The 11,798-nt window shown below is 62.1% G+C and carries 16 protein-coding genes; 10 read left to right on the forward strand and 6 right to left on the reverse strand.

The genetic code is table 11. The features are described 5' to 3' along the window. The first annotated feature begins 9 nt into the window (after positions 1 to 9). Genes HNQ99_RS15110 through HNQ99_RS15145 form a run of 8 tightly spaced genes read left to right on the forward strand, consistent with a single transcriptional unit; the run spans position 10 to position 7,099 of the window. Positions 10 to 405, forward strand: coding sequence for a hypothetical protein (locus HNQ99_RS15110; RefSeq protein ID WP_184477146.1), 396 nt, complete (start codon positions 10 to 12; stop codon positions 403 to 405). Positions 406 to 407: 2 nt separating this feature from the next. Beyond that, complete coding sequence (locus tag HNQ99_RS15115; protein ID WP_184477148.1) at positions 408 to 1,097, forward strand: virB8 family protein; 690 nt, start codon at positions 408 to 410, stop codon at positions 1,095 to 1,097. Next, the gene (virB9, locus tag HNQ99_RS15120) at positions 1,094 to 1,963 is read left to right on the forward strand and encodes a P-type conjugative transfer protein VirB9 (protein WP_184477150.1); all 870 of its coding nucleotides are present in this window, start codon (positions 1,094 to 1,096) and stop codon (positions 1,961 to 1,963) included. The genes HNQ99_RS15115 and virB9 overlap by 4 nt, the downstream gene beginning before the upstream one ends. Further along, positions 1,960 to 3,282 (forward strand): type IV secretion system protein VirB10, encoded by a 1,323-nt coding sequence (virB10, locus tag HNQ99_RS15125; protein WP_184477152.1) that lies wholly within the window; start codon positions 1,960 to 1,962, stop codon positions 3,280 to 3,282. Before virB9 ends, virB10 begins: the two co-directional genes overlap by 4 nt. Next, on the forward strand, positions 3,282 to 4,277 hold the full coding sequence (gene virB11 / locus HNQ99_RS15130) for a P-type DNA transfer ATPase VirB11 (protein ID WP_184477154.1): 996 nt from the start codon (positions 3,282 to 3,284) through the stop codon (positions 4,275 to 4,277). The genes virB10 and virB11 overlap by 1 nt, the downstream gene beginning before the upstream one ends. 9 nt (positions 4,278 to 4,286) lie before the next feature. Continuing rightward, positions 4,287 to 6,335 carry a type IV secretory system conjugative DNA transfer family protein gene (locus HNQ99_RS15135; RefSeq protein WP_184477156.1) on the forward strand — a complete coding sequence of 683 codons (2,049 nt, stop codon included), beginning with the start codon at positions 4,287 to 4,289 and terminating at the stop codon, positions 6,333 to 6,335. Further along, on the forward strand, positions 6,335 to 6,724 hold the full coding sequence (locus HNQ99_RS15140; protein WP_184477158.1) for a hypothetical protein: 390 nt from the start codon (positions 6,335 to 6,337) through the stop codon (positions 6,722 to 6,724). The genes HNQ99_RS15135 and HNQ99_RS15140 overlap by 1 nt, the downstream gene beginning before the upstream one ends. Positions 6,725 to 6,778: 54 nt before the next feature. Continuing rightward, positions 6,779 to 7,099: a hypothetical protein gene (locus HNQ99_RS15145; protein WP_184477160.1), complete on the forward strand. Its 321-nt coding sequence runs from the start codon at positions 6,779 to 6,781 to the stop codon at positions 7,097 to 7,099. A 4-nt stretch (positions 7,100 to 7,103) separates the two neighbouring features. Here HNQ99_RS15145 and HNQ99_RS15150 read toward each other — a convergent pair whose 3' ends face one another. From HNQ99_RS15150 to HNQ99_RS15160, 3 genes are read right to left on the reverse strand one after another with little or no spacing between them, the layout of a single operon-like run. Beyond that, the gene (locus HNQ99_RS15150; protein ID WP_184477162.1) at positions 7,104 to 7,610 is read right to left on the reverse strand and encodes a hypothetical protein; all 507 of its coding nucleotides are present in this window, start codon (positions 7,608 to 7,610) and stop codon (positions 7,104 to 7,106) included. Continuing rightward, entirely contained in the window at positions 7,607 to 9,082 is a 1,476-nt protein-coding gene (locus HNQ99_RS15155) for a relaxase/mobilization nuclease domain-containing protein (protein WP_184477164.1), read from the reverse strand. Before HNQ99_RS15155 ends, HNQ99_RS15150 begins: the two co-directional genes overlap by 4 nt. After that, complete coding sequence (locus HNQ99_RS15160) at positions 9,079 to 9,666, reverse strand: ribbon-helix-helix domain-containing protein (RefSeq protein ID WP_184477166.1); 588 nt, start codon at positions 9,664 to 9,666, stop codon at positions 9,079 to 9,081. The genes HNQ99_RS15155 and HNQ99_RS15160 overlap by 4 nt, the downstream gene beginning before the upstream one ends. Positions 9,667 to 9,959: 293 nt before the next feature. Between HNQ99_RS15160 and HNQ99_RS15165 the strand changes: the two genes are divergently transcribed. Next, positions 9,960 to 10,211, forward strand: coding sequence for a hypothetical protein (locus HNQ99_RS15165; protein WP_184477168.1), 252 nt, complete (start codon positions 9,960 to 9,962; stop codon positions 10,209 to 10,211). 87 nt (positions 10,212 to 10,298) lie between these two features. After that, complete coding sequence (locus tag HNQ99_RS15170; protein ID WP_184477170.1) at positions 10,299 to 10,556, forward strand: hypothetical protein; 258 nt, start codon at positions 10,299 to 10,301, stop codon at positions 10,554 to 10,556. Here the strand turns inward: HNQ99_RS15170 and HNQ99_RS15175 are convergent. From HNQ99_RS15175 to HNQ99_RS15185, 3 genes are all read right to left on the reverse strand, one after another. Further along, positions 10,553 to 10,888, reverse strand: coding sequence for a hypothetical protein (locus tag HNQ99_RS15175; protein WP_184477172.1), 336 nt, complete (start codon positions 10,886 to 10,888; stop codon positions 10,553 to 10,555). The two genes, HNQ99_RS15170 and HNQ99_RS15175, sit on opposite strands and share 4 nt — an antisense overlap. A 198-nt stretch (positions 10,889 to 11,086) precedes the next feature. Continuing rightward, a complete protein-coding gene (locus HNQ99_RS15180) occupies positions 11,087 to 11,443 on the reverse strand; it encodes a hypothetical protein (RefSeq protein WP_184477174.1) in 357 nt (118 codons plus the stop codon). A gap of 128 nt (positions 11,444 to 11,571) precedes the next feature. Then, positions 11,572 to 11,798 (reverse strand): hypothetical protein (locus HNQ99_RS15185; RefSeq protein ID WP_184477176.1); only part of this gene is annotated, 227 nt, incomplete at its 5' end.

Genomic DNA, 11,798 nt, shown 5'->3' on the forward strand with positions numbered 1-11,798 from the left:
GGAAAGCTCATGGTGAAGTCTCATCACGGCGCGCCGTCCGCGCGCCGATGGGGAAGGATTCTCTTCGTTGGGGTGGCAAGCTGCGCTTTGGCGGCCTGTGCCACGACCTCGGAAGGCGGGAACCCTCCCAAGCATTGCAATCGCGGAAGCGCGCGAAATGCCAACCCTTACGGCTCGATCTTCACGCAAGCCGATGTGAGCGCAGCGCCAGCGGCGCGCGAGGGCGCCCACGCTGAGGTGATGGTGTTCGGCAAGGATGCCGAACCGGCACCCGAAGCCGTGCCGGTGCCCGATCTGACAGCTCCACCGCCAGCGCCTCGCAATGGCGCGCCTGCGCCGGTCGGTCGGCCGATCTCGATGGGGCTCGATCCGATCTCCCCGCAAACTGCGTTTAGGAGCTGCTGACCATGAGCCTCGGAGTCAAAAAGAAGAGCGACCTCGACAAGTATTTCTCGGACGCAAAAGGCTGGGATTTCGATCGGGTAAGCGAGGCCAACAAGCAAAAGCGGTTGGCCTATATCGTCGGCGCCAGCGGCGTTGCCTTCGGGCTCGCCATGCTGGCATGGCATGTCGCGATGCCGCTGCGGTCGGTCGAACCGTATGTGATCCGCGTCGATCGCCAGACTGGCGGCATCGATGTAGTGACGCGGCTTACCAACACGCGGAACATCACCGCCGACGAGGCGGTGAACAAGTTCTTCCTCTCGGAGTACGTTCGCAACCGTGAGGGCTGGGCCGAAGTCTCGGCGCGTGAGACGCAAGCCCGTGTCTATGCGCTCTCGATCCCGCAAGAGCAGGAGAAGTTCGCCGGCCAGCGTCGGCCAACCAATCCGAACAGCCCGATCGTGAATTACCAGAACGGCGAGGTAATCTCGGCGGCTGTCAGGGGTATTACCTTCATCAACGACCGGGTCGCGCAAGTGCGCTTCACCAAGTCCGTGATGAGGCCCGGCAACGCGCCCGACGAGCTGAGCCATTGGGTCGCGACCATCAATTTCAAATACGTGGACAAGCCGACGACTGAAGCGGGGCGGCTCAACAACCCGCTCGGTTTTCAGGTCATCAGCTACCGCGCAGACCCGGAGATTGCGTCATGATCGGGGTTCGCAGCATTCTAGTCGGCGGCGTTCTCGCCGCCATCATGGCCGGAAATCCGGTGTTCGCAGAGGAAATCCCGCGCGCCGGCAATCAGGACAGCCGCATTCGCTACATCAACTATGATGCGGACGAGGTTGTGCGGGTCAATGGCGTGTTCCGCGCAGCGTCTCAAATCGTGTTCGGCACGGGCGAGACGATTTCGAGCGTCGCCCTGGGCGACACGGTGAGTTGGGAAGTCGCACCGGCTGAGAACATTCTGTTCATCAAGCCGCGCGAGCGTGCGCCAGCCACCAATCTGATCGTCGTCACGCGCCGGGGCGGCATGGTCCGCACCTACACATTTGCGCTCTCGGCGCGCAGCGGTGCAATCGCGCCAGGGACCGATGCTCAATTCGTGGTGCGCTTCCGCTACCCGGCAGAGGAAGCGGCGGCGGCGCAGCAAGCGAAGGTGCAGCAGGTCCAATTGCAAATGCTCATGGTCGAGGCGGGCGGCGTCAAAGTGGCGTTGGAGGCCGCTGCGGTCCAGGGCAGGCGCAATCTTGCCTATCAGATTGCCGGTTCGTCGGATCTCGCCCCTTCGGAGATTTCCGACAACGGCCAGTTCACCATCATGCGGTTTCCCCGAAACCAGCAGCTTCCGGCGATCTTCACCGTCCTGCCGGACGGTTCGGAAGCGGTCGTTCCTTATGATGTTCGCGGCGAATTTCTCGTTGTGCATCAGGTCGCACGCGAGTTCCGTTTGCGACGCGGCAAGTCGCTGAGCTGCATCTGGAACGATGCCTACGACCGCTATGGACCTGACAATTCATCTGGAACCGCCTCGCCAGAGGTCGAACGCAGCGTGGAGGGGAGCCAGTCACGATGAGCGATATCAAGAGCAACGCCGACGATGGCGGCGAAAAGAACCTTACCTTCGAGGAAGCCAAGGGCCGTCTGACCTACGACGAAAGCGACGTGTCTGACGACACGCTGAAGGACGCCAACAGCACAACCCCTGACTTTGATCGCAAGGCATTCAATCCCCGTGGCCGCCTGCAGTCGATGGGCAAGGGTGCGATGGGTGCCGCTGCGGTCGGCGCGGCTTTCGTCGGTTTCATGGTCTATTCCATGGCAACGCAGTCTGAGAAGGCCAACAAGACGCCCTCCGATAGTACGTTCCGGCTCGATGATGAGTCGGCCGAGAAGTCGGCGCGCGAGGCCGCTGCGGTCGTGGTGCGCAGCGATAAGCCTGCACAGCAAGTCGGTGTCGACCCGTTCGGCAATCCGATCATGGGCGGCCAGGACCTGTCGACGGGCGGCGTAACCGTCCCCGCTCCCGGCCAAGGACAAGCGGCGGCCGATCCCACGGCGGAACGGCTTGAAAAGATGCGCCAGGAGCGCATGGCCGCGATCGCAAGGGAGCAGGCGCGACAGGACGCTATGCGGCGAGCGCCGATCATGGCGGTGAGCGCCAGCGCTGGGCCTCTTGGGGCCGTAACCGGCAACAATGGGCCGTTCAGCAACCTTCGGGTCGGTGGCAATGGCGAGGGCGGCGGCGAAGGCGGGCCTAACGCGAAAGAGCCGAACAATCTGGCGCGCCAGTTGAACGGCATGGACATTGAGCGGGTCGATGCTGGTCGGCTGTCCAACCGTAATTTCCTCATCACGGCAGGAATGCAGATCCCGTGCGTCCTGCAAACGGCAATGGATTCCACTCAGCCGGGTCTAGCGAGCTGCCTCGTACCGCAAGACATATGGTCGATGAATGGCAGCGTGATCCTGATGGAAAAGGGAACGCGCGTGCTGGGCGAGTATCAGGGCGGCTTTTCCAGGGGCCAAAACCGAATTTTCGTTCTCTGGAATCGGGCCATCACGCCGTCAGGTGTGTCGGTCAGCCTTGGTTCGCCTGCGGCCGATCAGCTCGGCCGCGCCGGCATGGGCGGGAAGGTCGATAACTTCTTCTGGCAGAGGTTCGGTGCGGCCTTGCTGCTGTCCATCGTTGGCGATGCCGGCGATGCGATCAGCAATGAGGTCTCGGGGGCCGATCAGGTCTTCAACACGCCGAACCAGGCAGCGGGTGTCGCGGTGCAGGATGCCGCACGGATCAGGCCTCGCCTCCGCGCCGCGCAAGGCAAGGAAATGACGATCATGGTCGCGCGCGACGTGGATTTCAGCAAGGTCTATTCACTGAGGCTGCGCCGCTGATGTTCGATCAGGCAATCTTGGTCCACCATCTGGAACCGCTTCGCGCCTTGCTCGATGCCGACGACGTTACGGAAGTCGTCATCAACAAGCCTTTCGAAATCGGCGTCGAGGGGCGCGGCGGTTGGCAGTGGGTTCGCGACGAAAATCTCTCGCTGGGGTGGCTTGAGACGCTTGCAACGTCGATGGCGAACTACACAAAGCAAAAGGTCGGGCAGACAACCCCAATCTGCTCGACAAGCCTTCCCACGGGCGAGCGTGTGCAGATTGTCGCACCACCGGCCTGCGACCTCGGCCTCTATTCCATCACGATCCGAAAGCCGTCGACCAAGACGTTCGGATTGGACGAGCTGCACGCGGGCGGCTTGTTCGCTGAAACCAAGATCGCGCGCGGGCGCAGCTCGGCCGCTGATGCTGAGCTGGTGGCGCTCAAGACCAAAGGCGACTGGCCCGGGTTTCTGGAATTGGCGGTGAAGTCGCGCAAGAACATCATGATCTCCGGCGCGACGGGATCGGGCAAGACGACGCTATCGAAGGCGCTGATTAAGCTCATCCCCAAAGAAGAGCGGTTGCTGACGATCGAGGACACACGCGAGCTGATCGTTCCCCATCGTAACGCGGTGCATCTGCTCTACTCCAAGGACGGCCAGGGCCAGGCACAGGTCGGTGCAAAGCACCTTCTCGAGGCGGCATTGCGAATGCGGCCTGACCGCATTCTCTTGCAGGAGCTGCGCGACGGGACCGCCTTTTTCTATCTGCGGAATGTAAATAGCGGCCATCCCGGCTCGATTACGACAGTTCACGCGGACTCGGCCGCGCTGGCGTTTCAGCAATTGTCATTGCTGGTCAAAGAATCGGAAGGCGGACGCGACCTATCGCGAGCGGACATCCTCGATCTTCTGCACATGCTGGTCGACGTAGTTGTCCAGTGCAAGAAGGTCGACGGCAATTTCCGCGTCACTGAAATCCATTTCGAGCCGGAATTAGCCGGCATGTAGGGAGCGGACATGAACCGGCGTAATATAGCTGTCTACGGTGTGTTTGCGCTCATCGTGATCTTCGTCCTCGGCGGCCTGGTGGCGATCATCGGCATGGGGCAATTCCGGACTGACCTGAATATCGCCAGGATGCCGGAATATTTCTGGTTCTACCGCCACAATCCGTTTGTCATGGGCTGGCTCTTGAAAGGCGTCGGCGGTGTCGCGGCGATCGGCGCGCTCGCCGCCGCCTTCATCTACATCAACAAGCGGCAGACGCTCCATGGAGCGGCACGCTGGGCCAAGCGAGACGAGGCCAAAAGCGCAGGCCTGCTCGACGGGGAAGGCCTGCTGCTGGGAACGCGCAAGAAGGGCGTGTTCGGCACAGAGTTTATCCAGTTCAGCGGCACGGAGCATGTCTTGCTCGAAGCGCCCACACGCGCCGGCAAGGGCGTCGGTGTCGTCATTCCGAACCTGCTGGCGTGGTCTGATTCCGTCGTTGTCCTCGATGTGAAGCAGGAGAATTGGGAGAAATCGGCGGGATGGCGCAAGAGCCTGGGTCATCAAGTGCTGATGTTCGACCCGCTCGACTCCCAAGGCCGAACGGCGCGCTATAATCCCTTCGCCCACATCAAGCGCACTGACCCGGTGGAGGTCATTGACGAGCTGCAGAAGATCGCGGCGATGCTCTGGCCGCCGCCAGCCAATGGCGAAAGCTTCTGGATGGACAGCGCGCGCACCGCGTTCATCGGCGTTGCAGCGTATATCGCGGCAACCCCTGCCCTCCCCTTCACCATGGGCGAGGTCTATCGCAATTTCAGCGCCGGCGATGCGAAAGAGCGTTTTCCGAAGATCATCAAGGACAGGCAGGCGTCGGGCGATCCCTTGTCGGAAGCCTGCATATCAGCGCTGAATGATTGGATCTCCAGCTCGGCCAACACCTTCACCGGCATCCGCCAGTCCGTGTCGGCCAAAATCAATCTCTGGATCAATCCCTATGTCGACGCGGCTACGTCGGAATCGGATTTCGACCTGCGCGAGTTCCGCTCGCGGCCGATCTCGCTCTACCTCGGCGTCTCGCCCGACAACATCGAGCGCGTTTCGGACATTTACAATCTGCTGTTCCAACAGCTCATCGATCTGAATGTGCGTGAGCTGCCGGACCCTAAAACCGGCAAGCACCCGCTCAAGCTCCTGCTGCTGCTCGATGAGTTTGCCCGTCTCGGCCGTGCGAGTGTGATCGCCTCGGGTTTCAGCTACGTCGCCGGCTACGGCATTCGCCTGCTGCCGGTAATTCAGGCCCGCGCGCAATTGCGCGATGTGTACGGCCCCGATGTAACGAGCGAGATAGTTCAAAACTGCGGCGTCGAGTTGGTCTTTACGCCAAAGCACGTCGATGTGGCGAAGGAGCTATCCGAACGCCTCGGCAATTACACCTACGAGGCCAAATCGCGCTCCAAGCGGGTATGGGATGCCTTTGAGGGGTCGGTGTCCACCTCGGACCAGCGCCGCCCCCTCATGTTGCCGCAAGAGCTGCTTTTGCTTTCCCAAGAGGAAGTGATTGTCCTGCGCGCCGGCATTCCCCCGCTGAAAGGCGGGAAAATTCGATACTACAAGGACAGGTGGATGGCGAAAGCGTCGAGCATGGCGCCGCCGCCGATCGTACCGCGGCCGCTCGATCCCTCGATTGCAAGGCGCTCGCTGGCGCTGATCGAAAGCATCGAGTCTCCTGAAATGTCCGATGCTGAGGCGGAAAGTGGCGTCGATTTCGCGCGCCTGGTTGGCTTCCCCTTCGACGAGCTGCCCGCTGATGGCGATCCGCATAAGGCGGCGGCCTTCTTCGCGGCGCTCGGCTTGTCGGCCGACTTCGCCGGCATGGACTTTGACGATCTGGCGGCGCGGGAAGCGTCCGCCTCCGAAACGGCGAGGAACGCCGCTGCGAGCGCGAACAGCGCGAACACCAACGTGGACGGGGCGGAAGCCGCTGCAAGCCCGGAAAACGCATCTACGGCCCATGAGGGCGACAACAGCGGTGACGACAGCGAGGCTTTGGCCTTTTTGAAAGGAGCTAAGGGATAATGGCTGACGACAGGACGGAACAGGCTGCGGGAAGCAAGCCTAGCGAACGATCGAACGGAACGCGCGATTTGGCGCGCCAGGATCGTGACCGCCAAGTGGCGGCGGACTTCAGGCAGATGACGCAAGCGGAGCGCCTGCAGGACAAAAGCACGAACCCCGGCGCCAAACAGGTCGCCGCGATGGAAGCGGCGATAGACAAGAAATATGGTCACGCGACGCCTGAGGCGGCCCGCATGAAAGTTGCGGCTCGAGAAGCGGTTGCGCAGACCCTAGAGCGTGGCGGCGAAGTGCGAGCGCCGCGCGTCCGCGAGGTCGAGCAGCGGCGAGACGAAACGCGCGATCAGAATCGCGCAGCGGCCGAGAAAACGTCGCGGGATCTGGATCGGTGATGCGCGTCACGGCCCTACCCTTGCGAGCGACAGTCTGAGACGGGAGGAAAGTCGATGAAAGGTGTTTGCGGAGCGGCCCTCATGGCGCTGGCTATGTTGACCGGATGCGGCGGCCAGGCCGGCGACGAATATGTCGGCAAATGGGTCAGTACGATAAACGAGAAACGATCACTGACGATCGAACGAAACGGCGAGAGTTTCCTGATCCGCGAGACAGCCCCAAGCATGATGGGCAAAATCCGCACCAGAAACCTACCCGCCACGTTGCAGGACGGCCTTCTGCAAGCGCCTACCGGAGTCGGATATGTGTCCGTCGTGATCGACAAGGCGACGGGCCATCTGACAGCCAGCGGGGACGAATACAAACGAGAGTGATCGCTTAACGATCTGCCTCACGTGTGGGCGCGCCGGTGACGGCGCGCCCTTTTTCTATGGCCTCAAGGTCGCCATATCTCTCGCGCGCAATGCGCTCGATCTGCCTGTTGCGGATACGCTCGATCATCGTCAGATGCGTTTGCCGCTCAAGGTCGCGGAAGCCCGCTGCAAGCCGCGCCGGCTCAACCTGATCCAGTTGCGCCAGGTGCTCGGCCATTACGGCCTTGCCTGTGATCGGAGGCCCATCAAGCGGATAATTTTCTAGGAACGATGCGAAAGCACGATCCTCCAACACGTCAATCGGAAGAGGCGTTTCCGTGCCAGTGGCAAGATAGGTCATGCCGATGGCGACGCCGATCGCGGCCAAGCTCTTTGCCTGGGCCTCCTGCTCGGCGGCCTGTGCGTCCAGCTTCGCCGCAAGCGATTGCTGGTTCTCCATGACCGCCTGCACGCCCTCCGCAAGCGTCCCGATCTGGTCGAGCAACGCGCTCAATAGTTCGTCGTCGCTCACCGCGCCGGCCCTCCCCTATCGGGCTCGCGGCTGCGGTCCTGGGAACGGTCGCGGTCCTTGATCTGCTCGCGGTCCTTGATGGTCTTATCCAACTTCCGCTGCATGGCTTGTAGCCGCTCGGTGGCCCCGGCAAGCCCTCGATCGGGCGCAAGATCGGGCGGCGCGCTCCCGCCCTTCAGCTCGGCCGACTTCGCGCGAATGCGATCGAAGATGGTCGGTTCGCCCTCCCCTGCCCCAGCCTTCTTGTCGCCGGCCATCAGCTCGGCCGAGACAGATTTGATCCTTCCAGTTGCCCGCTCGATCCGGTCGAGCGCAGCGCTCCGCTGGTCGGCCTCGCGCTGCTGCACGCGTGCTTTCAGCTTCTCAAGCTCACGATCCTGCGCATATTCCTTGGGCAGTGCGTTGCCCGTTTTCAGACGCTCGATGATCTCTGCGCGAGCGTTCGCAGGCGCCGGCATCGCTTCCACGAAAGCACGGAGCGCCTTCGCCCGATCAACCTCGGCCGCTCCGCCACGGGCCTCCAACTCTGACGCTGCGCGCATGTAAATCTCGCGCACGGCAGCATGGTTCGAGACGGTCTTGCTACGCTCGCGCTCCCGGTCCCCAAGGCGTTTCTCGGCATCGGGCGATTGCCCTCCGATAACAGCGGCACGGCCTTTATCGGCCTCGGGCTCTGCGCCTCGCTCGCGCATCTTGAGGACGGGGGTCGGGTCTTGCTTTGGCGGGTAGCCGCGTGCGATCCGCATGGACGCATCTGCCTCCACACCGCGATCCCGAAGGTTCTCCGCAAACCGCTCGCGGCACTGCTGAAGGAACTCACGGTTCGGATTGAATCGGCGTCCATCGTTGTCTCGCCCCGCAATGATAAGATGGACGTGCGGGTGCGCCTCATCGGTATGCAGAGCCATAACCCAGCGCCGGTTCGACAAGTCAGTTTCCGCGAAGTCACGGACCGCCTCACGCACCGTTTCAGGTTCGGTTCCGGGAGGCATTGAGAACACCATTGCGATCGCAGTCGCACCATTTCTGCGCGCCTCGTCCGCCGTTTCCCACTGCTGCCATTCGCGCGCCAGGAGCATCATGTCGTGGGCGCTCATCAGCTCCTTGCCCTCGCTCGTCTCAAGTCCGATGGGCTCCTGATCGGACATGCCAATGCGACCGGCGTAGGTGAAGGCGCCGACGGTGCTGGCCGCCCCGTGAATGCGACTTGTGATCTTCACCACCACTTGAGGCGCGCGCTTCGCTGTCCGGCCAAGCTGTTCGAATGCACGGGCGCTGCGCTCGCCCCGCGACTGAGATCCGTAGCGGCCAGCGCCGGAACCAGGCCGTACCGGCACTTGCATCATAGTGCCAAGATCACGGGCCAAAGCACGATTGCCGCGATGGTCGACCTTGCCCCGCCCTGCCCCGCGCGCACCTTGAACGCGCTCCAAATCCTCAAGGGTCTGATCGGAAAACTCGAACGCGTTCATGACCCGCTCTCGCTGGCAACAGACGCTGCGCGATCTTTCCCGGTCCAATAATTGACCTCGCCCGACACGATCGCGGTGAGTGTAGAGTTCGCCTCTCTGATCGTTTCGGAAAGCCGGCCCTCCATGGCGATGACATGGGGCGCAACCTGCTCGATCAAGAGCGGGCTTTCAGGACGGTTGGCAGCGTTCATCGCCTTCACTGCCTGATTGAGCGAGTAGCCAATAGCTCGGACCTGGGCGACGATCTTCATGATGGAACGGTAGCTGCTCGGCACAAGGCGAAGCTCGCCGGCGCGTGTCCAGAGTTGCCAGCGAAGCGTCCGCTTGACCCACTGCGAGCGGGTCATCCCGGCCTTGGCAGCCACCAAATCAATCGCGTCCATTTCCGCGGCCGGAAGCCTAAGGGCCAGCGTTTTTGATGCACCTCCACTCGCTGGAAGGTCGCGGACCTCATCAGGTCTGCGGCCAAGAGCATCTTTGATAGCACGAGCGACCCATGCGCTCCGCGTCATGCCTGCGGCCTTCGCCAGCACGTCGACTAGCTCGGTAACGTCGTCCTCAAGGCGCAGCGTAATTCTAGACATTTCAGCCCCGTGCAGCGGTGCCCATATGATGGCATTGTGTCAGACAATGCGATCAGTCGGGCTATCCTGCGAACTTCATTTCTTAGTCCATACCTATCACTCGACTTATCTCCCCTCAAGCGAAACCGAAGAAGACGTGGACGGGAGGGAAGGCATTGCCAGGGGCATCCAACCGGACAGGCTCGAACGGCGCGGGTGCTGGATCGGTTGCGCCAAAAGGAGCGGCTTCGCCGCGCGCTTTTCGGTTTTTAGGATTTTTCGATCCTACGCATTTCAAGCCGTCTGGACATTCCATGCCACAAGCATACAACAATCCGGCTTTGTCTTTTGCAGAAGGTGGACGCATGCACATTCTTGCGGGAGTCTTCGTTGTCGTCGCGGTCTATTGCCGATGGGTCGTCAACCGGGACAACGCCTCGATCCACGCCTCAACTGAACAGGCAGCGATCGCGCGGCTCGCCAGCATCAGTCGGTGGCAACGGCGCGCCGCTGCCCTCTCGTTGCTCGGTTTCCTAATCGCCGTCGCGTCTTTGATCTTTGGCTAAACCGGCAATCCGTGAACCCGTCGCTCTGGTTCGGCTCGGCTCCCCCACTCGACTAATCTCACTCACTGAACGGAAGGAACAACACTCATGGCAAAGACCCCTGCCCTCGACGCCATCAAGCAAGAGCGGATCAAGGCTGAGGCAGCTCTAGCGGCGATTGTTCAGCGCGAGAAGGAAGCGGAGGAAGCGTTGCGCGATGCGGGCCGTCCGGTCCTTATCGCGGCATTGGAGCGTGTGAAAATCCCCGACATGGATCGCACCGAAGCTCGCACGATCGCCGCCGCCATTGCGAAGCACGGCGGGGCGAAAGTGGCTGGAGCGATTGCCAGTCTCTCCGGGGACTAGAAGCGGCTTTCACGGTCGCGGCGATGATACTCGCCGGCAAGGCGGGCCTGCTCGGCAGCATAGTCGTAGCCTCCCGTAGAAGCCCCGGTGTCCATGCCGCCGCGGCCGCCAAACACGCCGCTCACGAGTGCCAGGAACCCGTAAAGAACCCCGCCCATGATTACGGCGAGAAGAGGCTGGGCTTCCCCGGCATTCCAAGTTCCAATCAGGCAAAGCGCCGCGAATGCGATCGACATGGGGCCACGGAAGCGGACGGCCAGGACGAGCGCGATCAGCCCAGCCACAACGATGAAGCCGGTAGGAATGTCGGCAATGATGCTCGATGCGGTCATGTTCCTCTCCGTCAGTCCGCGCCCTCACCACAGACGGGCGCTGTGATGACGGGGAAGGATCAGCGGCCCGAAAGTCGCTGGCACGCCTGACGATCATGATCCTTTCGAGCGGTGGGTGCAACAGCACCAGACTATGCCCGCCCGCTTGTAGGTCCACCGGAGAAACGGGGCCAGCGCACCGCACTGGCCGCTACCCCCTCAATGGAGCCGATAAGGCAACAACCTTTCGTCGCCGTGGTCGATCCCGATCAATCCCAACACGTCGCTCAAAAGGATCTCGGCAAGGTTCGGGTAGAGCTGTCCGAGGTTCACCAAATTGTCGGCGGCCCTGATCTTCTGCCCGATCTGTACGGCGTGGGTTGCCGGCGTCCCGATGAGGGCAACGGCAGCAAAGGCGTGTGCATCGGCAGCGGCTTGGTCAATGTCCTCACCGGTCGCAGCGGCACGCGCGACCTCGGCATGAAACCGTGAAGCTGCGGCCCGGTAATCACCAAGGGCATTTGCCCAAGCTGCATCGCTCGCCGGGGCCGGATTCGGTAGGGTGTTGTCAGTCATGATTCGCAAAGCTCCAATTTGCGGTTGTGGTTAGGGCGGGGCCGCTGGTTCCAGCCAACAGCCTCGCCCGCCTTGTCAGAGGGACGCCCTGCCCTCCCCGTCCATGCGGACCTCCTTTGGCCGCCGCGTCACTTCGCGGCCGCCCGATGTGCGTCAACAAGTTCCTCGATCACCTGGGCCAATGGAATGTCGCGCGAGTTCGCCACCTCGTAGATATATTCCATCGTGGCGGGTGCGAGCTTCACAGAGAACGGCATGGACCGCCCTGCCCCACGCTTCCGGCGCGGTGGCTCGCTTGCCTGATTGGCCCTCAAACGGTCCACCTCGCTTGCCGGGATGGGCACGTTGTCGAACC

Origin of the sequence: Rhizorhapis suberifaciens (assembly GCF_014200045.1) — a bacterium.
Taxonomy (GTDB): domain Bacteria; phylum Pseudomonadota; class Alphaproteobacteria; order Sphingomonadales; family Sphingomonadaceae; genus Rhizorhapis; species Rhizorhapis suberifaciens.

What these genes read in the sequence shown, in the direction of transcription:
- HNQ99_RS15110 (WP_184477146.1), top strand. Translation starts at nt 10, where the DNA reads ATGGTGAAGTCTCATCACGGCGCGCCGTCCGCGCGCCGATGGGGAAGG.
- HNQ99_RS15115 (WP_184477148.1), top strand. Translation starts at nt 408, where the DNA reads ATGAGCCTCGGAGTCAAAAAGAAGAGCGACCTCGACAAGTATTTCTCG.
- virB9 (WP_184477150.1), top strand. Translation starts at nt 1,094, where the DNA reads ATGATCGGGGTTCGCAGCATTCTAGTCGGCGGCGTTCTCGCCGCCATC.
- virB10 (WP_184477152.1), top strand. Translation starts at nt 1,960, where the DNA reads ATGAGCGATATCAAGAGCAACGCCGACGATGGCGGCGAAAAGAACCTT.
- virB11 (WP_184477154.1), top strand. Translation starts at nt 3,282, where the DNA reads ATGTTCGATCAGGCAATCTTGGTCCACCATCTGGAACCGCTTCGCGCC.
- HNQ99_RS15135 (WP_184477156.1), top strand. Translation starts at nt 4,287, where the DNA reads ATGAACCGGCGTAATATAGCTGTCTACGGTGTGTTTGCGCTCATCGTG.
- HNQ99_RS15140 (WP_184477158.1), top strand. Translation starts at nt 6,335, where the DNA reads ATGGCTGACGACAGGACGGAACAGGCTGCGGGAAGCAAGCCTAGCGAA.
- HNQ99_RS15145 (WP_184477160.1), top strand. Translation starts at nt 6,779, where the DNA reads ATGAAAGGTGTTTGCGGAGCGGCCCTCATGGCGCTGGCTATGTTGACC.
- HNQ99_RS15155 (WP_184477164.1), bottom strand. Translation starts at nt 9,082, where the DNA reads ATGAACGCGTTCGAGTTTTCCGATCAGACCCTTGAGGATTTGGAGCGC.
- HNQ99_RS15160 (WP_184477166.1), bottom strand. Translation starts at nt 9,666, where the DNA reads ATGTCTAGAATTACGCTGCGCCTTGAGGACGACGTTACCGAGCTAGTC.
- HNQ99_RS15165 (WP_184477168.1), top strand. Translation starts at nt 9,960, where the DNA reads ATGCCACAAGCATACAACAATCCGGCTTTGTCTTTTGCAGAAGGTGGA.
- HNQ99_RS15170 (WP_184477170.1), top strand. Translation starts at nt 10,299, where the DNA reads ATGGCAAAGACCCCTGCCCTCGACGCCATCAAGCAAGAGCGGATCAAG.
- HNQ99_RS15175 (WP_184477172.1), bottom strand. Translation starts at nt 10,888, where the DNA reads ATGACCGCATCGAGCATCATTGCCGACATTCCTACCGGCTTCATCGTT.
- HNQ99_RS15180 (WP_184477174.1), bottom strand. Translation starts at nt 11,443, where the DNA reads ATGACTGACAACACCCTACCGAATCCGGCCCCGGCGAGCGATGCAGCT.